Annotated in this window: 24 protein-coding genes; 10 read left to right on the forward strand and 14 right to left on the reverse strand. The window is 41.5% G+C overall.

Annotated features, from left to right (window positions below):
* Window positions 1-101: 101 nt before the first annotated feature.
* From pnp to rimP, 10 genes are all read right to left on the reverse strand, one after another.
* The gene (gene pnp / locus B6K83_RS11480) at window positions 102-2222 is read right to left on the reverse strand and encodes a polyribonucleotide nucleotidyltransferase (protein ID WP_085285066.1); all 2121 of its coding nucleotides are present in this window, start codon (window positions 2220-2222) and stop codon (window positions 102-104) included.
* Between the two features lie 277 nt (window positions 2223-2499).
* Window positions 2500-3816, reverse strand: a complete 1317-nt coding sequence (locus B6K83_RS11485; protein WP_085285067.1) for a hypothetical protein — start codon at window positions 3814-3816, stop codon at window positions 2500-2502.
* 81 nt (window positions 3817-3897) lie between these two features.
* The gene (locus B6K83_RS11490) at window positions 3898-4158 is read right to left on the reverse strand and encodes a DUF2249 domain-containing protein (RefSeq protein WP_085285068.1); all 261 of its coding nucleotides are present in this window, start codon (window positions 4156-4158) and stop codon (window positions 3898-3900) included.
* A gap of 6 nt (window positions 4159-4164) precedes the next feature.
* Window positions 4165-4623: a hemerythrin domain-containing protein gene (locus tag B6K83_RS11495; protein WP_233143968.1), complete on the reverse strand. Its 459-nt coding sequence runs from the start codon at window positions 4621-4623 to the stop codon at window positions 4165-4167.
* Window positions 4624-4921: 298 nt separating this feature from the next.
* Entirely contained in the window at window positions 4922-5191 is a 270-nt protein-coding gene (gene rpsO, locus B6K83_RS11500; RefSeq protein ID WP_085285070.1) for a 30S ribosomal protein S15, read from the reverse strand.
* 138 nt (window positions 5192-5329) lie between these two features.
* Window positions 5330-6274: a tRNA pseudouridine(55) synthase TruB gene (gene truB / locus B6K83_RS11505; RefSeq protein ID WP_085285071.1), complete on the reverse strand. Its 945-nt coding sequence runs from the start codon at window positions 6272-6274 to the stop codon at window positions 5330-5332.
* Window positions 6275-6276: 2 nt separating this feature from the next.
* On the reverse strand, window positions 6277-6678 hold the full coding sequence (gene rbfA / locus B6K83_RS11510; protein ID WP_085285072.1) for a 30S ribosome-binding factor RbfA: 402 nt from the start codon (window positions 6676-6678) through the stop codon (window positions 6277-6279).
* A 169-nt stretch (window positions 6679-6847) separates the two neighbouring features.
* On the reverse strand, window positions 6848-9532 hold the full coding sequence (infB, locus tag B6K83_RS11515; protein WP_085285073.1) for a translation initiation factor IF-2: 2685 nt from the start codon (window positions 9530-9532) through the stop codon (window positions 6848-6850).
* 21 nt (window positions 9533-9553) lie between these two features.
* Entirely contained in the window at window positions 9554-11050 is a 1497-nt protein-coding gene (gene nusA, locus B6K83_RS11520; protein WP_085285074.1) for a transcription termination factor NusA, read from the reverse strand.
* Window positions 11051-11079: 29 nt separating this feature from the next.
* Window positions 11080-11541 carry a ribosome maturation factor RimP gene (gene rimP / locus B6K83_RS11525; RefSeq protein ID WP_085285075.1) on the reverse strand — a complete coding sequence of 154 codons (462 nt, stop codon included), beginning with the start codon at window positions 11539-11541 and terminating at the stop codon, window positions 11080-11082.
* Window positions 11542-12236: 695 nt separating this feature from the next.
* On the opposite strand from rimP, the gene B6K83_RS11530 reads away from it, so the two are divergent.
* From B6K83_RS11530 to B6K83_RS11575, 10 genes are all read left to right on the forward strand, one after another.
* Window positions 12237-14123: an EAL domain-containing protein gene (locus B6K83_RS11530; RefSeq protein WP_085285105.1), complete on the forward strand. Its 1887-nt coding sequence runs from the start codon at window positions 12237-12239 to the stop codon at window positions 14121-14123.
* A gap of 252 nt (window positions 14124-14375) precedes the next feature.
* Window positions 14376-14957 carry an electron transport complex subunit RsxA gene (rsxA, locus tag B6K83_RS11535; protein WP_085285076.1) on the forward strand — a complete coding sequence of 194 codons (582 nt, stop codon included), beginning with the start codon at window positions 14376-14378 and terminating at the stop codon, window positions 14955-14957.
* A complete protein-coding gene (gene rsxB / locus B6K83_RS11540; RefSeq protein WP_085285077.1) occupies window positions 14957-15514 on the forward strand; it encodes an electron transport complex subunit RsxB in 558 nt (185 codons plus the stop codon). The genes rsxA and rsxB overlap by 1 nt, the downstream gene beginning before the upstream one ends.
* An 8-nt stretch (window positions 15515-15522) precedes the next feature.
* Window positions 15523-17814 (forward strand): electron transport complex subunit RsxC, encoded by a 2292-nt coding sequence (rsxC, locus tag B6K83_RS11545; RefSeq protein ID WP_233143969.1) that lies wholly within the window; start codon window positions 15523-15525, stop codon window positions 17812-17814.
* Between the two features lie 8 nt (window positions 17815-17822).
* Complete coding sequence (rsxD, locus tag B6K83_RS11550; RefSeq protein ID WP_085285079.1) at window positions 17823-18875, forward strand: electron transport complex subunit RsxD; 1053 nt, start codon at window positions 17823-17825, stop codon at window positions 18873-18875.
* Window positions 18872-19528 carry an electron transport complex subunit RsxG gene (gene rsxG, locus B6K83_RS11555; RefSeq protein WP_233143972.1) on the forward strand — a complete coding sequence of 219 codons (657 nt, stop codon included), beginning with the start codon at window positions 18872-18874 and terminating at the stop codon, window positions 19526-19528. Before rsxD ends, rsxG begins: the two co-directional genes overlap by 4 nt.
* A gap of 2 nt (window positions 19529-19530) precedes the next feature.
* Entirely contained in the window at window positions 19531-20229 is a 699-nt protein-coding gene (locus tag B6K83_RS11560; protein WP_085285080.1) for an electron transport complex subunit E, read from the forward strand.
* A gap of 49 nt (window positions 20230-20278) precedes the next feature.
* Entirely contained in the window at window positions 20279-20914 is a 636-nt protein-coding gene (gene nth, locus B6K83_RS11565; RefSeq protein WP_085285081.1) for an endonuclease III, read from the forward strand.
* Window positions 20915-20917: 3 nt separating this feature from the next.
* Window positions 20918-21337, forward strand: coding sequence for a VOC family protein (locus B6K83_RS11570; protein ID WP_085285082.1), 420 nt, complete (start codon window positions 20918-20920; stop codon window positions 21335-21337).
* Window positions 21338-21729: 392 nt separating this feature from the next.
* Entirely contained in the window at window positions 21730-22089 is a 360-nt protein-coding gene (locus tag B6K83_RS11575) for a nuclear transport factor 2 family protein (protein WP_085285083.1), read from the forward strand.
* A 208-nt stretch (window positions 22090-22297) separates the two neighbouring features.
* On the opposite strand, the gene B6K83_RS11580 is transcribed toward B6K83_RS11575, so the two are convergent.
* The 4 genes from B6K83_RS11580 to B6K83_RS11595 all read right to left on the reverse strand — a co-directional run bounded on the left by B6K83_RS11580 (window position 22298) and on the right by B6K83_RS11595 (window position 26006).
* Window positions 22298-22618 carry a hypothetical protein gene (locus B6K83_RS11580; RefSeq protein WP_085285084.1) on the reverse strand — a complete coding sequence of 107 codons (321 nt, stop codon included), beginning with the start codon at window positions 22616-22618 and terminating at the stop codon, window positions 22298-22300.
* Between the two features lie 190 nt (window positions 22619-22808).
* Complete coding sequence (locus B6K83_RS11585) at window positions 22809-23540, reverse strand: GntR family transcriptional regulator (RefSeq protein WP_085285085.1); 732 nt, start codon at window positions 23538-23540, stop codon at window positions 22809-22811.
* The gene (locus tag B6K83_RS11590; RefSeq protein WP_085285086.1) at window positions 23541-24938 is read right to left on the reverse strand and encodes an aldehyde dehydrogenase family protein; all 1398 of its coding nucleotides are present in this window, start codon (window positions 24936-24938) and stop codon (window positions 23541-23543) included. It lies immediately after the preceding gene.
* 12 nt (window positions 24939-24950) lie between these two features.
* A complete protein-coding gene (locus B6K83_RS11595) occupies window positions 24951-26006 on the reverse strand; it encodes a nitrilase-related carbon-nitrogen hydrolase (protein ID WP_085285087.1) in 1056 nt (351 codons plus the stop codon).
* Window positions 26007-26582 lie beyond the last annotated feature (576 nt).

A 26582-nucleotide genomic window follows, 5' to 3' on the forward strand; every position in this document is an offset into this window, starting at 1 on the left:
AACATCCTAGTAATTTTAATTTTGAGTATATAAAAAAGGGAGCAATTAAGCTCCCTTTTTATGGGCAAGTTTATTGCCCGTTATCACTCATCTAGCAACGATTATTCAGCGCTGTCAGCTTCTGCAGCGGGTGCTGCTTTTTCTGCTGCTTCTTTCATGCTCAAGCGCACACGGCCTTGACGATCAACTTCAAGCACTTTAACGGTAACTTCTTGACCTTCTTTTAAGACATCGCTAACAGCATTAACGCGCTCTTCAGAGATTTGCGAAATATGAACTAAACCATCTTTGCCTGGCAACACGTTAACAAAGGCACCAAAGTCTACAATACGAACCACTTTGCCTGTATATACTGAGCCAACTTCAATTTCAGCAGTAAGCGCAGTAATACGGGCAATGGCATCTTTCGCTTGCTCGCCGTCGGTTGCGGCAATTTTAACTGTACCGTCATCTTCGATTTCAATAGTAGTACCAGTTTCTTCAGTTAATTGACGAATGGTTGCGCCACCTTTACCGATAATATCACGGATCTTATCTTGCGCTACTTTCATGGTATGAATACGCGGTGCAAACTCAGAAATATCATCACGATGACCACCAATGGCTTCATCCATAACACTTAAGATATGAGTACGAGCAGCTTTTGCTTGGTTTAACGCAATTTGCATAATTTCTTGGGTAATACCTTCAATCTTGATATCCATTTGCAAGGCGGTAATACCACCTGTTGTACCGGCCACTTTAAAGTCCATATCACCTAAGTGATCTTCATCACCTAAAATGTCTGAAAGCACGACAAAATTATCGCCTTCTTTAACTAAGCCCATAGCAATACCTGCTACAGAAGCTTTAATTGGAACACCCGCATCCATTAATGCTAATGATGTACCGCAAACAGAGGCCATAGATGATGAACCATTTGACTCGGTAATTTCAGAAACAACACGCACTGAGTATGGGAAGTCTTCAACTGAAGGCATAACCGCTAGCATACCGCGTTTTGCCAAACGACCATGACCAATTTCACGACGCTTAGGTGAGCCAACAAAACCGGTTTCACCAACACAGTATGGAGGGAAGTTATAATGCAACATGAAATTATCTGTCTTCTCACCCATGATGGTGTCAAGACGTTGTGCATCACGTTGAGTGCCTAATGTCGCCGCAACAAGAGCCTGTGTTTCACCACGGGTAAATACCGCCGAACCATGAGTACGAGGTAATACACCTGTCATAACATCTAAAGCACGGATCATTTCAGGATCACGGCCATCAATACGCGGGTGACCTTGCGTGATACGACCACGAACTACGGTTTTTTCTAAGTCATGAAACAAATCTTTCGCTTCTTGTACATCAAGCTCGGCATCTGCTTCTAACAACTGTTCTAAAACACTGTTACGAATTTCCGCAATCTTTTCATAACGAACGGTTTTTTCAGTAATTTGGTACGCTTCGTTTACTGCAGCTTCAGACAACTCAACAATTTTAGCTTCTAACTCAGCATTTTTAACCGGTGCTGTCCATTCCCATTTTGGCAAGTTAACTTCTGCTGCCATTTCTTTAATCGCGGTAATGGCGGTTTGCATCTGTTCATGACCGTAAACAACGGCGCCAAGCATCACTTCTTCAGACAATACGTCTGCTTCCGACTCTACCATTAATACCGCTGAGTCTGTACCAGAAACCACTAAGTCAAGCTGTGAGTTTTCTAACTCAGATTGTAAAGGGTTAAGTATGTATTTACCGTCGGTATAACCAACTCGCGCGGCTCCAACTGGACCACTAAAAGGCATACCTGAAATAGCCAATGCTGCAGATGTACCTAATAAAGAGATAATGTCTGGCGAAATTTCTGGGTTAGCAGAAACGACGGTAATAATCACTTGTACTTCGTTAGTAAAACCTTCAGGGAATAAAGGACGGATTGGACGGTCAATTAAACGTGCGATCAAAGTTTCTTCTTCTGAAGGACGACCTTCACGCTTAAAGAAGCCACCTGGGATTTTACCCGCTGCGTATGTGCGCTCTTGATAATTAACAGTTAAAGGGAAGAAGTCTTGGCCTGGCTTGGTTTCTTTTTTACCAACAACTGAAACTAATACTGATGTATCGTCCATGCTAGCCATCACAGCACATGTTGCTTGACGAGCAATAACACCGGTTTCAAGCGTTACTGTGTGTTGGCCGAATTCAAAAGATTTTGTAACTGGTTTGAACATAAAGTAGTTCCTTAAATATTTTTTAGATTTTAATCAATCTGTACAATTTTTTATTCTCTTTAGCCTTGATATAACCGAGATAAGGTTGCTAAAACACCTAAACATAAACGACGAAGATGAACAAAAAATTATACAGTTTGATTGATTAGTTTGATGCAAATACAAAATTTGCAGGCACATTATACTTAACAGCGTCATTTTTACTAGTTAGAAAGTATAAATCTTGGGGCTTTAAAGAAAAAAGTCATAAATTAAGTTGTTATATTATTTAATTCGCTTAGCAATTCTCGCTATTTTCAAGGCTACTTAGGCACGCTTGATAATGATGTAAGCTGCGTAATATCAGAAACAATAACCAGCTAAACTCCGCCATTACCGCCAGTGCCAATAACACATAAAATTTTGGAAAGACGATAGTTAAAAGCAATAAAGCACAGCATAAAACATGCAAAATAAACAACCAGCGACCATGACTTTTCAGCAGTAATTGCTGCATATTCGGTAAATGTGCCATGACATTAAAGTTAGTCAAACATAAATTTTGTAAATGGGTATAGGTCAAAAATGGAATTATCTTCAATAACATAGCTTCGATAATGCTAATCAAATAAAAATAAAGAAACACCGCGGCTAATAGAAAAGACTTTTTTTCCACCAGCACCGGCACTAACCATTTATCAGGTGAGCAATAGAACAGCACTAACACTAAAAAACTCACACCAGCAAACTGCCAAAACTTAATACTGGTGTCCGCTACTTTGCGCTTTCTTTGTCGAAAAAGCCTTAAATAGCTTAAATTAAAAACTGAGAAAACAAGCAAAATGCTTACAATTAATAATTGCCCAGCTTGACTACTTGGCGGCAAAGCAAACAAGGCTAACAGTAACAAAAACAACAAGCTGGGTAGGTATTTTGCCTGTAGTTTAGGAAAGTTAGGCGTCACATGAAACATTGGAATGATTTGTAAACTGACCGATATGATTAACAACCCCGCCCAGCCAAAACCACCAAATAATGCGTGGATATCGGTATAATTTTTATCTTGTAGAAAAATGAAGTATGACGCAAATAAGCCTGTATTATTAGCCACAAAAAGTAAGCCTAAAATAAGCACAAATACCAGAGATAATAACGCAAGTCGCAAACCAATTATGGTATGACCTTGACTTAGTTTCTTAATAAGTACATTCGCAACAGCAACAACATATAAGCCCCATGCCATTGCCAGCGTGATCAGTGCAAGCCAGCGAACAATCGCGTTTGGCAACACAAAACTTGACGCTAACGCTAAGCTACCAAGCACATGTAAGCTATGGCATATATTGGCAATCAAGCGTACATTAGGTATGCCAACACCCCCAATTACCGGCAAAAACTGATAGATAGCCCCCATCATTACCATAGAAACAAAGCCAAGGGTGAATAAATGAATAATTGCTAGCATGCTTGGTTGCCAGCGGCTAAGCCAAGATTCTTCACCGCTAACAAGTATCACTAGCGCCGCAAGCATTAAAAATACACAGGCACTAATAAAATGTCGAAACGGCACATTGATCGGTGGTAAAGCACTAAAAGATAAATTTGTACTGTTCATAATTAAATGATACTGACCAAAATAATAAGCAAAACCACTCTGTCATAAGCTTTAGGCTGCATAAACAGGCCATGGTCGCTTTCAGACATGACCTTTTAAAAAAGTAAAAAACTCAGCTTTATCTAGTGCATTAGCGATATATATATCAACACCTTGCTCGGGCTTCTCTACACTATGATATAACCAGCCATTGGCAAGCAGACGTTCGTAAAGCGGATATGGCTGACGTTGGTGAGCCACCTTTAACACCGCGCCGCGTGGCAAACTCGCTAAGGCTGATAAAATCACTTGCATGGGCTCAGGTGGCGGCAAACCGCAAACATTAACATCTAGGATATCCATAAACAGTTAATCACTTATGTCGGTGCCTGTACAATGCTCTGTCACACGCGTTAAGAGTGCCTCAGGGGCAGGTACACGTTGCTGCGTCATAGGATAAAGCATCATTTCTTCCTTCATGTTATGTTGCTGCATTAACACCATTAAAGTTTCAGAAGCACCAATATAGGCCTGCTGGTTTTTTTCATTCAGTGCCTGCGTTAAATCTGCAACTAATGCGCGCATTTGCTGGTGTTCACCACGCATCACTTGCGTCGGCCCTTGAGTAATGCCTGTGGCTTGCTCAAATTCAGGAAAAAGTATCTCTTCTTCGGCTTGTAAGTGTAGCTCTAACTCTTTTGCAAACTGGTTAAATGTTTGCGCCGCCAAGGGCCAGTTATTATCCGTTATAGCATTCTCTGCAGCGATAAAAACTTCGTCACATTCGCGATGCTTTGCTGTCATAAACTCAGGAATAGATGTCATCATTAATTTCCTCATCAAAAATTAAGGAAATTTTAACGAAACCAGCAGAACATTCTTTGATTTAGCATAATATTAAGGTTGTCAGCTGCTGCGTATAAATAAAAAACCGCCTTTGCCTGAAACAATATAAGCTTGCGCAAGCTTAATGGGCTAGGACTATGCAAGCTCAAGAGAGTTTCATTGGCTAGATAGGTGTATGTTCAGGCGACTATATTAGCGCCTTATAACGCTATGAAAAATAGCAACAAAAAAGGAGCCCTGAGGCTCCTTTGAAAATCTTTGCTTTACAGTAAAGCCCGTCTTAGCGACGTAGGCCTAATTTACCGATTAAGGCAGTGTAACGCTCAACGTTTTTACCTTTTAAGTAATCAAGTAATTTACGACGTTGGCTTACCATGCGTAATAAACCACGACGTGAGTGGTGATCATGGATGTGCTCTTTGAAGTGACCTTGTAAGTGGTTGATTTGTGTTGATAACAAAGCAACTTGTACTTCTGGAGAACCAGTGTCACCTTCAGATTGTGCGTATTCTGCAACGATAGCAGCTTTTTCAGCAGCGTTTAAAGACATAATATTTACCTTAATTTTAGTGTTTAATAATCGCGTCAAGCCGAACACTAACCCAGCAAGACGTTCAAAAGAGCGCGTATTCTAGCAATAATAACGCAAATTGCAAGATAAGTTACAATAGCGCGACTAGACTGTCAGTTATACCACGACGGTAATGCGTTTTGGCGCCACTAAACCATCATCGTCTATTTGACCTACACCGATAAATTCACCTTGTTCAATGTCATCCCCGATAAACACTTGCACTAAGCCTTCAGTAGGCGCATTTGAACATTGCACCGGATTACCGTGGCGCAAGAAATTGGCTGACATTTCATCAACAAACACCACAGGGATACCATCGCAAGCGGTTGCCATTGGCAATAATAACGGATCAAGATACACAGACGGTGCAACGTCCTCACTTTTCGCTTGTTCAAGTAAGGCTTCAAGCTGCGCCATACTTACCATGCGATCAGTGGGGTAATTACCCACAGCGCTACGGTGAAGCTGAGCAACATGCGCTCCACAACCAAGTAGCTCTCCTAAGTCATCAATTATGGTGCGAATATAAGTACCTTTTGAAACATGAATATCTAAATCAACTTCATCGTCTTCAAAGCGCAATAAATCTAAACGAAATACGGTAATATCCCGTGATTCTCTCGGTACTTCAATGCCCTCACGCGCATACTTATATAACGGTTGCCCTTGATACTTTAAGGCTGAATACATAGACGGAATTTGCTGGCTTGTGCCACGAAATGAATCTAGCGCTGTTGCCAATTGCGCGGCACTAACATTCACAGGCCTTTCGCTGACAACATCACCATCGATATCACTGGTGGTGGTGCGCACGCCTAGCTTAGCCGTAACCTGATAAGTTTTATCGGTATCAAGTAAAAACTGTGAGAACTTTGTCCCTTCACCTAAGCAGATAGGCAGCATACCCGTTGCCAGCGGATCTAACGCGCCGGTGTGCCCTGCTTTTTGCGCAAAATAAATACGTTTAACTTTTTGTAAAGCCGTATTTGATGACATGTCGTATGGCTTATCAAGCAGCAACACACCATTAATAGCACGACCTTTTCGTTTTTTTGCCATGATTATTCGTTCTCGGGTTTGTCGTCAGCAACATGGCCTTGATTTTTTTTATCTTCAGCAACGGCTTGATCAACCAAATTGCCCATACGCACCCCTTCCACCATAGACTTATCATAAACAAATCGTAGCTCAGGCATAATACGAGCTTTAATACGTTTTGCTAATAATGTCCGAATATAGCTTGCCGCCTCATTTAACACCGTAATTGAGTGATCAACATTTTGACCTTCTAAGGTGAAAAACGTTACAAAAACTTTGGCATAAGCGAGATCACGAGTCACCTCAACCGCATTAACCGTTACCATGCCTAAACGGGGATCTTTTACTTCGCGTTGAATGATCATCGCAATTTCTTTTTGAATTTCTTGTGCCACTCGATCAGTTCGAGCAAATTCTCTTGCCATTATATACTCCTAACAAAAACGGAGGCTAAGCCTCCATTTCTACATGTTTAATCTAAATATTTATCACTTTAAACTAGCGCTTACTTTGCCGTATACCTTGTGGAATTTACCGGTGAATACTGGTTAAATTCTTAATAAAGCAGCATCAGTAAGCGATAAATTTATAAAGCTACAGTGAACGTTTAATTTCTACTGTTTCAAATACTTCAATTTGGTCGCCAACACGCACATCATTATAGTTCTTAACACCAATACCACACTCAGTACCGTTTCGAACTTCTTGCACATCGTCTTTAAAGCGACGCAGCGACTCTAGCTCACCTTCGTATATCACCACGTTATCACGCAGTACACGAATAGGTGCTGAGCGCTTAATAATACCTTCAGTCACCATACAGCCGGCAATTGCACCAAGTTTTGGTGATTTGAACACGTCGCGAACTTGCGCTAAACCAATAATTTCTTGCTTAAATTCAGGCGCAAGCATACCACTCATCGCAGACTTAACTTCGTCAATCAAGGCGTAGATCACGCTGTAGTAGCGTAAATCTATTTTCTCTGTTTCAATTACTTTTCGCGCCGTTGCATCAGCACGAACATTAAAGCCAACGATAATAGCATTCGAAGCCGCAGCTAACGTCGCATCAGTTTCAGTAATGGCACCAACACCACTACCAATAATACGCACCTTAACTTCATCTGTTGAAAGCTTAACAAGTGAATCTGAAATCGCTTCAAGCGAGCCTTGTACATCAGACTTAAGTACAATGTTAACTTCAGAAACATCACCAGTGGCCATGTTCGCAAACATATTCTCAAGTTTAGACTTTTGTTGACGCGCCAGTTTAACGTCACGGTATTTACCTTGACGGAATAACGCAACTTCGCGAGCTTTTTTCTCATCTTTAACGACCGTTGCTTCGTCGCCTGATTGTGGTACACCACTTAACCCGATAATTTCAACTGGAATTGATGGTCCTGCAGACTTAATGGTTTTGCCATTTTCATCTCGCATGGCACGAACACGGCCGTACTCTAAACCACAAAGTACGATATCACCTTGGTTTAACGTACCTTCTTGTACCAATATTGTTGCTACTGGGCCGCGACCTTTGTCAAGTTTTGACTCAACCACCACACCATTCGCCATTTTATCGACGACAGCGGTTAGCTCTAAAACTTCAGACTGAAGCAATACGGCATCAAGTAATTCATCTATGCCTAAGCCTGTTTTCGCTGAAACGTGACAAAATTGTACATCACCGCCCCACTCTTCAGATAAAACATCATGCTGTGATAATTCACTTTTCACGCGATCTGGGTCAGCAGTTTCTTTATCCATTTTGTTAACAGCAATAATAATTGGCGAGTCTGACGCTTTCGCATGCTGAATCGCTTCAATTGTTTGCGGCATAACACCATCATCTGCGGCGACAACAATAATAACGATATCGGTTGCCTTAGCACCACGAGAACGCATGGCCGTAAACGCAGCATGGCCTGGAGTATCAAGGAAGGTGATCATGCCTTTATCTGTTTCTACATGATAAGCACCGATATGCTGGGTGATCCCCCCCGCTTCTCCAACCGCGACTTTTGCTTCACGAATGTAATCAAGTAATGACGTTTTACCGTGGTCAACATGCCCCATAATCGTAACTACTGGCGCACGGGTGATTGCTTCACCTGTATGACCACGATCTGATAGTACCGCTTCTTCAAGGGCATTTTCTTTTACCAATACCACTTCTCGACCCATTTCTTCCGCCACTAAAGCGGCAGTTTCTTGGTCAATCACTTGGTTAATGGTCGCCATAGCGCCCATTTTAAACATAGTTTTAACAACTTCAGCGCCTTTAACCGACATTTTGTTTGCTAATTCAGCCACTGAAATCGTCTCACCTATGCGCACTTCACTTAACTTAACTTCAACTGGCTTAGTAAAGCCATGCTTTAAGCTTTGTGGTGAAGATAGGCTTAATTTACCTTTACCTTTGGCATTGCGACCACGATTGTTACGGTCTTGACCCGCTGGCTTTTTCTTCTTACGACGACGGCCACTTTCGTCAGCAGAGTCACTTTTATCTTCTGCTTCTTGCGCGTACTTAGAAGAGGTTAAATGTACCACTTCTTTTTCTTTCGCTTTACGCTCAGCTTCTTGCGCTTGCCAACGTGCTTCGTTTTCTTCAGCAAGTTTGCGAGCGGCTTCTGCTGATAAGCGTGCTTCTTCTTCAGCTTTTGCCGTTAACTCGGCTTCTTGTTGTAAGCGTAGCTTTTTGGCTTCTTCAGTTTCTGTCACTGCTGCTGGCTTACTCGCTGATTCTTCGATATTTTTCGCCTTAGCGACTGCAGCTTGCTTAGCTTTTGCCTCAGCCTCTGCTTTCGCTTGCGCTTGTTTTTTCGCTTCTAACTCGGCTTTTGCCGCTGCTGCAGCGCGTGCATTTTCAGCTTCTTTGGCATCAGCTTCCGCTTTAGCTTTTGCTTCAGCCTCAGCTTGAATACGCGCTTCTTCTGCTGCTTTTGCTTCAGCTTCAGCTTGTTGTTGCACTTCTAAGTCGCTACGTTTTACATAAGTGCGCTTTTTACGAACTTCTACTTGTACAGACTTAGCTTTACTACCGTGACCTAACACTAAGGTCGATTTTTTCTTACGGCTTAAGGTCATTTTACTCGGGCTAGCGGTTGAATCATCACCGTGTTGCTTTTTCAAATGCTCAAGCAAAGTTTCTTTTTCTTCTTGCGAAACTGAATCGGTTGCCGACTTTTTCACGCCTGAGTCTGCCAATTGGCTGACTAAGCGATCCACCGGTGTACCGATTTCTTTGGCAAGTTGTTCAACTGTTACGTTTGCCATCTATATAATTCTCCCGGTGCGTTATTCTTCGTTAAACCAACAAATATTACGTGCGGCCATAATTAGCTCGCCCGCTTTGGTTTCATCTAATTCTTCAATGTCAGATATTTCATCAACACCTTGCTCAGCAAGGTCTTCTAACGTTGTGATACCGCGGCTAGCTAAAACAAACGCTAAATGACGTTCTAAGCCTTCAAGGTTTAACAAGTCTTCTGCTGGCTCTGCACCTTCGAGCGTTTCTTCACTTGCTAATGCTTGCGTCGTTATTGCCGCTTTTGCACGTTCACGTAATTCTTCAACAATCTCGTCATCCATACCGTCGATTTCTAGCATTTCTGCTACCGGTACGTAGGCAATTTCTTCTAAAGAGCTAAAGCCTTCTTCCACTAACATTAAGGCGAAGTCTTCATCAAGATCGAGCTTCTCTGTAAATAACGCCAACACTTTATCATTTTCTGCTTGGTGTTTTTCGTTCATATCCGCAACGGTCATGACGTTAAGCTCCCAACCCGTTAGTTGGCTAGCTAATCGAATATTTTGACCGCTGCGACCAATCGCCATGGCTAAGTTGCCTTCTTCAACCGCAATATCCATAGTGTGTTTGTCTTCATCAACTATGATAGATGCTACTTCAGCCGGTGCCATGGCATTAATAACGTATTGCGCTGGGTTGTCGTCGTATAACACGATATCAACACGCTCACCGCCTAATTCACCCGATACAGCTTGCACGCGTGAACCACGCATACCTACACAGGCTCCAACTGGGTCTATACGTTTATCGTTGCTTTTAACCGAAATCTTAGCTCGAGAACCAGGGTCGCGTGCTGCGCCTTTGATTTCCAGCATTTCTTCGCCAATTTCAGGCACTTCCACGCGGAATAATTCAATTAACATTTCCGGCTTAGTACGACTAACAAATAATTGTGCGCCGCGGGCTTCCGGTTTAATTTCATACAACAAACCACGAACTCGGTCACCTGGACGGAAACTTTCCCGTGGTAACATATCATCGCGATAAACCATGGCTTCTGCATTATTACCAAGATCTAAAATGACACTATCACGGCTAGCTTTCTTCACTACACCGGTAATAATTTCACCTATTTGCTCTTGATAAGCATCTACAATAAGACCACGCTCTGCCTCACGAATTTTTTGAACGATAACCTGCTTGGCTGTTTGTGTTGTTACGCGATCAAATTTTACCGATTCAATTTGCTCTTCGATATAATCGCCAACATTTAGCTCTGGATCATCGTATTGCGCTGCTTCAATGCTAATTTCCGCAAATGGATTTTCCATCGGCGTTTCGCTTTCATCTATGACTAACCAACGACGGAAAGTATCAAACTCGCCTGTTGCGCGGTCAATACTGACTCGAACAGCAATATCACCTTCATACTTTTTCTTGGTTGCTGTTTCTAAAGCCGTTTCCATCGCTTCAAAGATGCTTTCTCGTGGCAGTGCCTTTTCGTTAGAAACAGCATCTACGACCAGTAATATTTCCTTACTCATGCTAATTAGCCTTTCTCATTATTTTAAAATTATTTTTTATGGTTATAAATAAGGTTTGCCTTATCTATATTACTAATAACGAGTTCATATTCTTCGTTATCAACCATGACAATTAAACTATCATTTTCCACAGCGATTAACTTGCCTTTGAATTTTCGGCGGCCGTTTAATGGCATTGAAATTTTCACTTCTATGGTTTCGTCAATAACAGCGCTAAATTGTGCTTTGTTAAACAAAGGACGATCTAAGCCAGGCGACGAAACTTCTAAATTATATTCACTGCTGATCGGGTCTTCTACATCCAGAATTGCCCCAACCTGACGACTGACTTCCGCACAGTCATCAACATCGATACCATCTTCATGGTCGATAAATAATCGTAAAACCGAATTATTACCGGCGCTGATATATTCAACACCTAAAAGCTCTTTGCCGGTTTCTTCAACGGCAGGACGCAACATATCGGTTAATTTATCTGCAAACTTAGCCAATCATTTTTCTCCAATTTAGTAGCGTTCAGAAACAAAAAAAGGGCATATAGCCCAGCGAGTTATCTTGCTGATATTGCACCTTTTCTCATTCGTAAGATACAAAAAAACCCCTAAACGCGGGGCTTATTCACTGAACCCACGATGTAAACCAAGCGGTGATGCTTCTTGGTTTTGTACAGTAATATCTTAGAAAATTAACTTAACTTAGAAAATAATCTATTCAGTGAAATATTACTGTATTCAAGCTGCGCAAATTATATAGGCTTGCTATTTTTATAGCAAGCCTAATTTCAAGGACATTTGACGAGAGCATAAAATATATACGCCGCTAACAGCAATTAATTGCTAGCTTTTTGATACTGTTACCTCTTATAGTGTCGCACGCAGATTGCCGATAAGGTTTGGTCATAACTTACCAAGGTAACTTGTGTAACCCATAAGCGTTAGCCGATAGCGTCTTGCTATGGTTACAGGCAATAAATTTAGCTAGCTGGTGCTGCTAGTATTGACACGACTAAACCTTAAAATCTAACGTCTTAACAAAAAAATTAATCATCAAAGTTCATTAACGCCGACTATAATAATTATTGCGGTATAATCAGATAGTTAGTAAATTATGCTAATTCATGTTAAAAACGTTATTAGTGAGTTACTCGCTATCATCAAAACGTCAAAAACCAATACGTTGGAATAATATGTATACTTATTCACAATTACTTTTACGAAATTTATTTTTTGCTTTATCGTTCAGTGCTTGCGTTGCTATTGCAGGCGCTATTATAGTCGCATTACAAGCCGATGAGCGCCAAGACCAGCACCGAAAAACATTATTAGCGCTAGATAAAACAGCCAACGTTAATGAAAATAGCAAAGATTTTGCTCAGCAACTGGCGGTTTTAAATAAGTATCACTTGTTAACGATTACGGATAATAGCGATACTACCTTGGTAAACCATCAACAAAACTCCCATATACTTACTGATTTTATTTTACCTGCCAGCTCAGAAGTCCAGCTCCCTAATAGAGGCTTAGTGGTACGGTTTCAATTAGGTGACCAGCAGGGTGTGATTTTATTGCGCAATATTGTTATCGCCGTTTTCACATTAAGTTGTTTATTTATCATACTGGCCGCGTTTTTTAGTATCCGCCGTTACCGCCGACTCGCAGGCAAAATTAATCAACAAATTAAACGCGATTTAGCCACTATCATTAGCGGACAAGAGCAAGCAACTGGCGATATTGATAACGATAACGAAATCGACTTGCCCGAAATTCAGCAACACTTAACTGAGCTTAAAAACCTTATTGCTCAGAAAATTAGTACTACGCAAGTGTTGGAACAAGATGCCTACATTGAGCCAGTAACGAAATTAGAAAACCGTCATCGTTTTATTCAATTTTTTGAAAATGCCGATAGCCGCGCAGACTTTGGTGTACTTGCCATCACACGTTGCTCAGAGCTACAAACCGTGAATCAAATTCATGGCTATCATGAAGGCGATAATTATATACGTCAGGTCGCTGAAATCATGAGAGTTGCTATTAGCCGGTATAAAGGTGCGAAAGTTTTTCGCTTAAACAGCTCAGATTTCGCCACCTTGCTGCCAAATGTAACCTTAAAAAGTGCTAAAAACTTTGCCAACGATTTAACCGGTCGTTTTAATGAATATCAGCAAGCCTCAGACTTAGACTCAGTCGCCTATACCGGCTTAGTTTATTTCGATAATGACAAGCCCTTAGGCGAGCTTTTAGCGTTAGCGGATACTGGCATCAGTGTCGCACAAACACAGCAAGTTAACGCTTGGTATGCACAAACGGATACTAGTATTTTAGAAAATAGCAGTAGCAGTTATGGTAATCAAAACTGGCGTCAAGAAATTGATAGTGTAATTGAAAATCAACGCATTAAGCTTCTCATACAAACCATTAAGCCTACGAGCCCAAACAATCGTGTCTATAGCGAGGTTTTAGCCCGTTTTAGTAACAGTAATGATGACATACTCCCCACGGCGTCCTTTTTCGCAATGGCAGAAAAACTTGATAAAATTGTCGCGGTCGATCGCCTGATCATTGAAACGGTTATTACGCAAGTTGCACAAAAAAATATGCAAGATCAATTTTTTGGCGTCAATATTAGCGCACGGTCAATCAACGATGGCCACTTCCTTATCTGGCTAGAGCGACGGCTATTACGAGATGCCACCATAGCCTCTAAATTAGTATTTGAAATTACTGAATACGGCTTACAACAAAATATCAAAACCAGTAAAAACTTTATTGATATGATCCACAGGGTTGGCGCTAGGATCACCGTAGAGCGCTTTGGTGTTGGTCTTACTTCTTTTAAGTTTTTCAGAGACTTAAAGCCTGATTTTATTAAAATGGATAGCAGCTATACCCGCGATATTGATGAAGATAAAAACAACCAGTATTTTTTACGTTTAATGGTTGACCTTGCACACAGGTTAAGTATCAGTGTTTTGGCAGAAAGTGTTGAAAGCCAAGAAGAAAAATTTGCCCTTGAACGACTATTTATTGACGGCTGCCAAGGATTTTACATTGGCAAACCAAAAAGCCTTTAACCTTAATCGCAAAACAGATAACGAATACCCTAACTAGACTTTTGTTGATAAATACCAACACTAAGGCCACATTCATTGTGGTCTTAGTGTTTATGTTATACCCGAACTTGCTTTAGATTAAGTTTCAATCATTTTTCTTCAATATTGCTAAATATCTCCACATTAAAATGAATAACCCTACCCTTCATCGGTTGTTTATTACTAAATAAACGCGGATAATAGTGCCAATTTTAACGGTAAAATATTGATCACATGACAGATTACCTTTTGCTACTCGTTGGCACAGTATTAGTAAATAACTTTGTTCTGGTGAATTTTCTTGGCTTATGTCCATTTATGGGGGTTTCGTCACGCACAGAAACCGCTATTGGCATGTCATTTGCCACCACATTTGTGATGACCTTAGCCTCGTTATTAAGCTATATCGTTAATACTTATATTCTTGCGCCACTCAACTTAGAATACCTCACCACCATGACCTTTATTTTAGTGATTGCCGTGGTAGTACAGTTTACTGAAATGGTGGTGCACAAAACCAGCGCCAACCTCTATCGCTTACTGGGTATTTTTCTGCCGCTGATCACCACAAATTGTGCCGTATTAGGTGTTGCCTTACTTAACCGTGATAAACAGCATAACTTTTTTGAGTCTGTCATCTATGGCTTTGGTGCCGCAATAGGCTTTTCATTGGTGCTAATTATGTTTTCTGCGATGCGAGAAAAGCTCGCCCATGCCGATGTACCTTCGCCCTTTAAAGGCTCTGCAATCGCCATGATCACCGCAGGATTAATGTCATTAGCCTTTATGGGCTTTACTGGGTTGGTGAAATTTTAATGACCACACTAACTGCTATCCTAGTTCTTGGTGTTATCGCCGCCTTGTTTGGGGCCTTGTTAGGCTTTGCCTCAGTGCGCTTTAAAGTGGAAGGTGACCCACTTGCTGAGCAATTAGACGCTTTACTGCCACAAACACAATGTGGTCAATGTGGCTACCCTGGCTGTAAACCCTATGCTGAAGCCGTGGCTAACGGCGAAGCCATCAATAAATGTGCGCCTGGCGGCGAAGACACCATCAAAAAAATTGCCGACTTAATGGGCGTTGAAGTGCAGCCATTAGATGAAGCCCACGAAACAGATAATTCGCCAAAAGTCGCCTTTATTATCGAAGAAGACTGTATTGGCTGTACTAAATGTATTCAAGCGTGTCCCGTTGATGCCATTATCGGCACCACTAAGCAAATGCATACTATCATAGCTGACGAATGTACAGGCTGTGACTTATGTGTTGCTCCTTGCCCAGTCGATTGTATTGAAATGATCCCAGTGGCAACCACAACACAAAATTGGCAATGGGATTTAGAAACGATTCCTGTCGTGCAAATAGATAAGTAGAGGTTTTGGTGGATTCGGTTATAGAACGCATACAAAAAGGCAAATTTTGGCAATTTCATGGTGGCATTCACCCACCTGAGCAAAAATTTCTTACCTGCAATAAACCTATTGCTCATATGCCAATTCCCACGCAGTTAACGATTCCTATTCGCCAGCACATTGGTCAAGCAGGTGAATTAGTCGTTAACGTCGGTGATACTGTACTCAAAGGTCAAGCCTTAACTCGGGCAAATAGTCCGATGTCGTTACCCGTACACGCGCCTACAAGCGGTACTATCACTGCCATCAAAGCTATGACTATTCCGCATCCGTCAGGTCTCAGTGAACCCTGCATTATTTTAACTCCTGACGGCGAAGATCTATGGCAACAGCGGAAAATTTGTCCTGACTTTCAATTATTGAGCAAAGGACAAATTTTAGAAAAAATCGCCAATGCCGGTATTGCAGGTATGGGGGGCGCGGGTTTTCCAACCCAAGTTAAAGCGGGCACGTTAGCCAAAATTGATTATCTGATCATCAACGCCGCCGAATGTGAACCCTACATTACCGCTGATGACTTACTGCTACAAGAGCATAGCCCTACAGTGCTTGACGGCATAAACATTTTAGATCACTTATTGGCGCCTAAACACATTCTCATTGCCATTGAAGACAATAAAGCGCAAGCGATCACAGCATTAAAAACAGCCACGGCAGCCAATAGCAAAGTGGAAATTTGTGTCATCCCAACCAAGTATCCCAGTGGTGGCGAAAAACAATTGATCAAAATACTAACGGGGCAAGAAGTTCCCAGTGGTGTACTGCCGAGTTCTCTCGGCATGGTAATGCAAAATGTTGCCACCTGTTTTGCTATCGCCGATGCCGTGATTAACGACACTCCGTTAATAAAACGCGTGGTAACGGTTACCGGCCAAGCGTTGGCAAAGCCGCAAAATTTTTGGGCACTTATTGGTACACCAGTTGGTGATTTAATCGAGCGCTGCCAATATCAAAACCAAAAATACAAACACTTGATCATGGGCGGTCCTATGATGGGCTTTAGTTTGCCACATGATCAAATTCCTGTGGTCAAAACCAGTAACTGTATTCTTGCGCCGAGCGAAATTGAAATTGCCTCACCGTTTTCTTCTACCAGTAATAACGAGGTGGAATGCATTCGTTGTGGGCAATGTGCTGACGCTTGCCCTGCACAACTTTTGCCACAAGAGCTACAATGGAGCGCTAAAGCAAAAGATCACAAGCAGCTAGAAAGCCTCAACCTATTTGACTGTATTGAGTGCGGTGCCTGTGCTTATGTTTGTCCGAGTCAAATTCCACTCGTGCATTATTATCGGGTTGCAAAAGCAGAAATTCGCCAACAAAAGTTACTCGACATAAAAGCCGAAAAAGCCAAAGTCAGGTTTGAAGCGCGTAAACAACGCCTTGAGCGCGAAAAAATCGCCCGTGCGGAAAAACATAGAAAAGCTGCCGAAGCACGAAAAGCTCGTATGAACGCAGGTACGCCAGCCGCAAAAGCGGAGAAATCAGCGGTTGCTGCTGCATTAGCACGAGTAAAAGCAAAAAAAGCTCAAACGAGCGACCAACAAGCCGACGCTGTTGCGCCAGAAGTTAGCGACTCAAAAAAACAGGTCGCTAATGCGATTGCGCGTGCAAAAGCCAAAAAGCTGGCCTTAAAAAAGCAAGGTCAAATTGATGATTTAAACACCTTGCAAAGTAATGAGTCACAAAGCTCCGTGACTTTATCACAGGCAGCGCCTGCTAATAGTGAACAAAAGGCCAAAGTTGCCGCCGCAATTGCAAAAGCCAAAGCAAAACAGCAGCGCCAATCGCTTGCGACTACGCCAGAGCCTGAAAGCAATGCAACCAGTACCTTAGCTCAAAACAAACCACAGGTTGAGGTTACAAACGATAAGCTTGCGGTAAACGAAAACGAGCAATCCGATGCCGCGCAAGATAATATTGATCGCCAGCAAAAGGCGTCAATAACAGAAGAAGCCAACACAGGTACAGTGAGGGCAGCAAACGAAGATGACAACACAAGAAAGGCCAAAGTTGCTGCTGTCGTGGCCAAAGCAAAAGCCAAGAAATTAGCCGAGGCAAAGCAAGCCTGTAGCAGTCAAGACAAAGATAACCTAGCGACAAAACAACATGCTCAGCAACCGACAGCGCAGCAGCCTCAGCAACAAGCTGAGCAAACATCTGACGCGGCCGAAAAAAAAGCACGCATAGCAGCAGCCGTTGCAAAAGCAAAAGCGAAAAAATTAGCGGCAACAACGCATAAATCACAACCTTTAGAGTAAATGGCACTATGGCATTTTGGATAGCAAGTTCTCCACATCATCATCAACAAAGTGAAACCTCGGCGCTGATGCGGTTGGTTATTTACGCCACTATTCCTGGTGTACTGGCACAATGGTATTTTTTTGGCTGGGGTAATCTTATTCATATTGCTTTAGCTGTGGTCACCGCCCTAGTGGCGGAATTTACCGTACTGTCTTTACGTCATAAAAAAATCAGCACACAACTTTTTGATGGCAGCGCAATATTAACCGCGGTGTTAATCGGCATTAGCTTACCTGCCCTCGCGCCATGGTGGATAACGGTTACCGGCAGCTTATTTGCCATAATAGTGGTAAAGCAACTTTATGGTGGTTTAGGTCATAACCCCTTTAACCCTGCCATGGCGGCCTACGTTATGTTACTGATCTCATTTCCGGTGCAAATGACACTGTGGCAACCACCGCTATCCTTGTTAGCCCTAGATATACATTTTGTCGATACGCTCTCGGTGATATTTTCAGGTTATACACCGCAAGGCTATTCAGTTGAACAAATTCGTACCCACATCGACGGCTATACTATGGCAACACCGCTAGATACCGTAAAAACGAATATCACCATGGGGCTAACTGTGGTAGAAAGCATGCAAAGTGCAACCATAGGCGAGCACTTTGGCGTTGGCTGGGAGTGGATGAATGCCGGCTTCCTGCTCGGTGGCTTATACTTACTTAAGCGCAAAGCCATACACTGGACCACGCCGGTTAGCTTCTTAACAAGTTTGTTTGTTTGTAGCTTTATCGCCTTTGTTATCAGCCCAGATAGCAGCGCTTCAACCATGTTTCACTGGTTTACTGGTGCCACTATGCTGGGCGCGTTTTTTATCTTAACGGATCCGGTTTCAGGTGCAACAAGTGTTAAAGGCCGATTAATATTCGGCGCACTTGCCGGACTATTAGTGTACTTAATACGCAAATTTGGCGGTTACCCTGACGCCGTTGCCTTTGCCGTGTTGTTATGTAATATGGCAGCGCCGTTAATTGACCAATATACCCGTCCACGCACTTACGGCCATAAGTTATGAGTAAAAATATCATGTCCAGCTTAATGCCAGCCATTAGTAAAAATGCAAAAGTACTGGCACTATTTGCCATTGCCTGTACTGCTGCAGTTGGCTTTGTCCATTCATTAACTAAAGATCGCATCGAGCTACAAGCACAACAAAAGTTGATCCAACAGCTAAATGAAATTATCCCAAGTGACCGCCATGATAATGAAATGTTTCGTGACTGCCTGATTGCACCGCAAGATAGTCATAGCGAGTTACTCATTGACGTAATTTATCGCGCAAGACTCAATAATGAGGCAACGGCAGCAGCAATTAAAACCGTAGCACCCGACGGTTATAGCGGCAATATTGAACTATTAATTGCCATTAATAGCGATGGCAGCGTCAGCGGTGTTAGGGCGTTAGACCATAAAGAAACACCAGGCTTAGGCGATAAAATAGAGTTGCGAAAAAGTGATTGGATAGCAAGCTTTACGGGCAAAAAAGTGCTAGATGAAAACGATAGCCGTTGGGCGGTTGTTAAAGATGGCGGCATGTTTGACCAATTTACTGGCGCCACTATCACCCCGCGCGCTGTCGTTAACACGGTTAAGAAAACCATTGAATATTTTAAAGCAAATCAAGTACTTATTTTTACCAGTGACAGCAATTGTGGAGAGCAACCATGAAAATGAATCCAGAATATAAAGAGCTGGCCTGGCAAGGACTTTGGAAAAACAACCCCGGCCTTGTGCAGTTACTTGGCTTATGCCCCTTATTGGCGGTTACTTCCACCGTGGTTAATGCACTCGGTTTAGGTATTGCCACCTTATTTGTACTTATTGGCTCAAACGTTACAGTGTCAGCCGTTAGGCAATGGGTGCCCAAAGAAGTACGTATTCCTATTTTTGTCTTGATTATTGCCGCATTCGTCACCTGTGTGCAGTTATTAATGAATGCCTATACCTACGACTTATATCAGTCACTGGGCATTTTCTTACCGCTTATCGTCACCAACTGCGCCATTATTGGCCGCGCAGAAGCTTACGCGTCAAAAAATCCCATTAAGCAAGCCAGTTTTGATGGTTTAATGATGGGGCTTGGTTTCTTAGCGGTGTTATTGGCGTTAGGCGCTATTCGTGAAGTACTCGGCCAAGGCACCCTGTTTTACGGTGCCAACTTACTGCTAGGTGCTTGGGCAACAGATCTTAAAATACAAGTTTATCAACTGGATAGTCAGTTTTTATTAGCTATTTTACCCCCAGGTGCCTTTATTGCGATGGGCTTTTTAATTGCAGGTAAAAACTATATTGATGATAAAGTTGCACAAGCACAACCGAAAAAATTACAGCAAGGTATTGAGCGCGTGCGGGTAAATTTTGACAGCTAAACTGACTCTTAAAGCTATTCGACTAACCTAAGCGAACACTGAAAATCTCATGAATAAAGCAAAACGATTAGCCATATTAACCCGTTTAAGGGACGCTAACCCTAACCCCACTACAGAGCTTAACTTTTCTAGCCCTTTTGAGCTATTAATCGCGGTATTACTATCGGCACAAGCGACTGATGTTGGTGTTAATAAAGCCACGGCAAAGCTCTACGCTGTGGCAAATACCCCACAAGCCATTCTAGATTTGGGCTTAGAGGGATTAAAATCATATATCAAAACTATTGGTCTATTTAACACCAAAGCGGCTAACACCATAAAAACCTGTCAAATGCTGGTTGATCTACATGGTGGTGAAGTACCAGAAGATAGAGCTGCACTAGAAGCGCTACCCGGCGTTGGCAGAAAAACCGCCAACGTGGTGCTTAACACAGCCTTTGGCTGGCCAACCATAGCGGTAGATACCCATATTTATCGGGTTAGTAATCGCACTAAATTAGCCATGGGTAAAAACGTCGACCAAGTTGAAGAAAAACTACTTAAAGTTGTACCTGCTGAGTTTAAAGTGGATGTCCATCACTGGTTAATTTTGCACGGTCGTTATACCTGTGTGGCACGAAAGCCACGCTGTGGTTCGTGCATTATTGAAGATTTGTGCGAGTTTAAAGATAAAACTGAGGGTTAAACAATGAAATTTTTACATTCCATGGTTCGTGTTTCCGATTTAGAAAAATCACTAACCTTTTACGTTCAACACTTAGGCTTAGTTGAAACACGCCGTGTTGATGTACCCGAAGGCAAGTTTAGCCTTATATTTTTAGCCGCCGAGCCAGGCGGCGCTGAAGTTGAACTGACCCACAACTGGGGCTCAGAGGAAGAGTACACAGTAGGCAGAAACTTTGGCCACTTAGCCTTTGAAGTGGAAGACATTTATGCCACCTGTGAAAAACTTATGGCAGCCGGCATCACCATTAACCGCCCTCCCCGTTGCGGCCGTATGGCATTTGTTAAATCACCTGATAATATTTCAATCGAGCTACTACAAAAAGGACAGGCATTAGCGCCACAAGAGCCATGGCAAAGCATGGAAAATATCGGCACTTGGTAAGCCATTAACGTATTCTAATGATAAAATGGCGAGTTATTTAGTCCGCAATTAACTCGCCATTCATTTCATTGCTGCTAAATCATCTCGTGTTATGTCTTGATGAAACAAAAGCCAAGTTTATACTTGGCATGAATGTCACTTTTAATTACTGTAACTGAGCAACCTCTACTAATAATTTTTTTAATGATTTTACCAATGTACACTTGTTATGTTCACCAATCCCATAAATACTAAAAACAAGTTTGGCTTTATCGATGCCAATTGCTTTCATTAGTAACCTAAAGACTCCTGATCAAATGAGGCTTGTCGACAACTTCACGATAGCACATAGACGCCGAGTGAGAGCCTATATTATTTCTCAGGTGTTGCGTTAACAAAACTAGGAACGAATTATGTCAAATTGTATTACAAGGTTTTTTAAAGCTTGGGAAATCAAGGACGCTGAAACTCGGCTTACTACGATAAATAGCGCTGTGACAGAAAGTGTACAATACTCAGATCCTCGCACGAATGAACCTTTAAACGGTATTGAAGCATTAAGTCATTATATAACTATGTTTAGCGAAAATGCTCCGGGATGGTCAGCAGAAGTAGTTAAAAGCGATATTATCTCTGGCGTTACTCGTGTCACTGTTGCTTTCACTGGTATGGGACCAGATGGCTGCCAGCAAGTTCAGCTCGGCCAATACTTTGTAGAAAAAGACGGTGACCTTATTTGCCGTATGATTGGCTTTGTTGGTACCGGTGAATAGCATTGAACTTTGGTTTATTTTTTTGCAAAACACCTTTGCGGCTTTTTCCGTAATTAATCTTCAGCATCTTTTATGGCTTACGTTAGGGCGCAACCTTTTACAACCAATCAGTAAGGCTATAAGTCGCTCAAATTTACTTAGGCGTTTTCTAATATATGTTAATTAGAGGCATACGGCTGTTTGCAATAGCAAAACAAATTTCATTTCATTAAACATTTGGATAGTACGACGTAAACCTTAAATCATGATTATTTTTAATTAACAGCTGAACTTGCTCAGGCTTTTGCCAAGCTATTTTTAAAAATTCTTCAATAAACTCATCAACATTTAAGTAATCAACTGCGGCGACAAAAATATCACAACTAATGGTTTTATGACCGCCAGCACTATTTTCGACAGAATAAAGCCTAGTGCCTTGATATTTCGAAGATAAATAATCATTCAACTGATCTACACTGCCATAATCACTGTGCATCCAAGCGCCATCTTGTATAGCCGTTGTAAGAATAATATTAGTGATACAAGTCATATATAAATTAAACCTTAGTGTTGAAGCAATAAACCAATATACCCCCTATAATAACTTTGCTGGTTTATAAAAATTAACGTCATCAAAAGCCGACGCATACTAAATTGACCTTATTTTCTAGCAATTTGTCAGGTTTTAGTACTTTTGCTACAAAAATTTTGATTATTTTTCCTAATTCAGCTTTCCTAATCTAGCTTTGCTCTAAGACATTTGAGTAGCTATATCTGCATGCGGGATAGAGGCTTTCAGCTACCAAGAGTAAACTACCATCTTTGGCAATATATCTTCTAACAATTAACATAGCAACGCTATTCATTGGCACATCAAGCTTCTCAGATAGTTCGTTGGGAATCATTGTTGCTGAGAAGTTTTGCTCCACTCGCCCAATGGCTATACTTTTCATGCTGTTAACAAAGGAGTGTAACACTGTCCTTTTATTGTTAATTTCTGGCAGGGCTCTTGGATCAAAATTAAATTGGTTAATAACAGAGTAGCAAATAGGTTTTTTATTATGGCTTTCTAATCTGATGCCATCAAGTTTAACAAATCGTGTCCCAACGGGGACTGAGAATATTTCAACTTGCGTATTACTGACCGTTTCTAACGCGCAGCTTTCAACTTCAAAACGAGTCTGTTCAGCAAAAGAAAATAGATCTTGTACTGAGTGAATAAACTGATTTATTTTATTAGGTAAACTATTTCGTAACACACGCGAACCTGAGCCTTGTCTACGCTCAACAAGGCCAGCATTTTGGACATACCGTAAAGCTTCACGAGCGGTATAACGACTAATGTCGTGGCTTTGACATAGTTCTTTTTCAGTTGGCAGCAGGTCACCGACTAAATACTGACGCTGTAAAATCGCATCAATAATTTCGTCGCCTAATTCCTTATACTTAACCTGCTTACTGCTTTTTATCATTTAAAACCACCAAGGAGATCTCACGCCTGTATTAGTTAATAGCGCTTTTTTACGTATAAAGCGGCGTATAGACTCGTCACCCATTCTCGAACCCCCTAAACCAGATAGACCAAAAGACTGCTTTTCAGCTTCATGAACAAAGCCCGTTAATGCGGTATCGTTAATACTGATGCCACCAACAATTAACTGTTTTGCTATATTATGCGCTTTTTCAATATCTTGTGAAAATACGGCACCGGAAAGACCATACTTAGTCGCATTAGCTAAATTAACCGCCTCCTGCTCAGAGGAAAACGTTTCGATAACTAATACTGGCGCAAAAGTTTCTTCCACTCCAATTAACATATCAGGCGTTATATTATCTACTACGGTAGGTTGGCAGTAAACTCCACCACCTAAGTTAACCACTTCACCGCCACATAAAAAACGCGCATTTTTTTGTTTAGCATCCTGAAATTGTTGCTCGATAACTGCAACTTGTTTATCAGAAATTACAGGGCCAACTTGACCCGTTTTAATGGCGGGGTAGTTATGCTTTAAATTACTGACTTTTGCTACTAAAAGCTGCTTAAACTCTTCTGCTACCTTGCTATCGACATAGACTCTTTCTATGCTCATACAAGATTGACCAGCATTTACCATACTGCCCCAACAGATGGCACTGCTAGCAATATCAAGATCCGCATCTGCACATACAATAGCGGCATCTTTACCTCCGAGCTCTAAAAATGCGGGAATAAATAATTTAGCACACTGCTCCCCTACTCTACGTCCTGTCGCTACACTGCCAGTAAAGCACAAAATATCGACATTATTGGTTACCGCTTGCCCAGTTTCTCCCCCCCCGGTAACGAGTGCCAATACTTTTTGTAATTGCGGTACTTTTGCCAACACAACGGACAAAGTTTCAACAAAACGTGAAGTAACTTCACTAGGTTTAATTAATAATGCACAGCCTGCTAATAAAGCGGGAATGGCATCAACAAAAGACAATAAGAGCGGAAAATTCCATGGGCTAACCACACCAACAACTGGATAAGGATAATATTGCTGCTCAATCTCTAAAAAAGGAATGCTAGCGGGTCTAGCAGGCACCACATCTAACAATTTTGGCGCATCATTACACCAGCGCGTTATGGTTTGCACGAGCGCATCAACTTCGAGCTCTGATTCCGACCAGCGACCAGTATCTTCTTCGATAGCCTTAACTAATTCAGGCTTAGCCTTGACAACTTCCGCAGCAAATAACTGTAATTGCTCGATACGCATTTCTAGCCCAGACTGCCACCAAAGCGACTGTTCCTTTCGTAGGTTTACCGCAATCTTTTCAACTTGTTCAGCTGAGAATTCAGTAAGGTCATAGTCGTATATGCCTGTTCTTGGGTTTCTGATCTGCATCTTTATTTCCTATTACCTGGTTGAAAAAACACCTTGAGCTATTAAGTTATCAATCACGTGAACTTGAGTATCGATAAAGTGCTGGCGGTTTATTGGCTTTTCATCTCCAATTTGCGCCACCATATTATCAGCCGGATACACTGTTTTTTGATATGTGGGTAAAAAAAGTTCATTACGCTGACGCGCGAATACGTTGGTCATCGCGGGCTTTAACCGTTGTGAGCGTAACGAAGAAATATTTATCTCAGCATGAGCCGCCATCGTTTCACCCACATCTGCTTGAGCTAACACTCGACCTTTAGTATCAACAATTTTTGACATACCATCTGATGAATTACTCGGTAGATTAGTCCCGATAATACCCGCGGAATTGGCCGATACCACATACGCCATATTCTCAATAGCTCTAGCTCTTTTCGCGATATCTTTTGGCGTTAAGTCAGGAGCAGAAATTTCCGAGGTATTATGCATAAAAACTTCCGCTCCTTGCATAGCAAGACAGCGAGCAATTTCAGGGTATAATATCTCTTCTGAGGCGATAGCGGCTAAATGCCCAATTTCTGTTTTTGCTACTGGAAAAACCCCCTCATAGCCATAAATATCTAAATACGGCTGCCACACGTCATGAGGTGTTGGCGCAAACATAGAAATAAGTCGACGATAGCGCAGAACGATATCGCCAGTAGGTGAAATAATAAAACAAGTTTGAAAGTATAAACTTGGAAAGTTAGGATCAAGCTCGTAGGCATTGCCTGATAAATAAATGTTATTATCTTGAGCAATTGTCGCCAATCGTTCGTACTCTTCCCCGTCCATAGCGAGAGCAGCTTTTGCTTGCCATTCTTCGATTGATTCGCCCATTGGAAAACCAGTTAAAAAATATTCAGGTAATACAACTAAACGTACCGAGTCACCAGAATAAGTTTTAATAAAGCCTAAGCTCGATTTTATTTGCTGAGAAATGTGAGCAATATTATTAAATATTTGCTGCCGTGATGCTGCTATATCTAAACTATTGACCGATCTACATTCAAGCTGTAAAGCCAACGCACAATATGACAAATCCATACTAACCCCTAAAGTCGTATCATAAAATGGCATAATCTAAAGCCACACTTAGTTATTTTTGTTTTGATTTAATTATTCACAATTAAAAATAAAATAACGCTAAATAGCGTTTTTTGTCTTCATATAACGCAATATTAATTCAAACTAACCGACGTTTGACTGATATTTGTCAATTAAGAACCATATACCAGCCTAACGAAAATTTTATTCTTATCTCAAGATAGCTTGGGGATGATACGAACCACTAAAAGCCATTGTTATCTACTCGATTAAAGTCACAAGCGCCATACTCTACACGAAAGCGTATTTTATTTATTACTCTCTTGAGACTTCAAAATAAAGATAATAACGCGACTTAAATGCTGATCTTTGAGATTTATCAATGGCTAATTTTGTCAGAGGTTTAGCATTGTTTTATGACAGTTTAAGCAAGCTTCATAGTAAGGTGGGCGATTTATTAGCATTATGCGAATAACAGTAAAGGAAAAATAGATGACGAAATTATCGGTTACTATATCAAAACGCTACAAATAAATAACCCACGAGTGATAATAAGTAACCATCACAACAGCAATC

The organism is Colwellia chukchiensis (assembly GCF_002104455.1).
Taxonomy (GTDB): Bacteria; Pseudomonadota; Gammaproteobacteria; order Enterobacterales; family Alteromonadaceae; genus Cognaticolwellia; species Cognaticolwellia chukchiensis.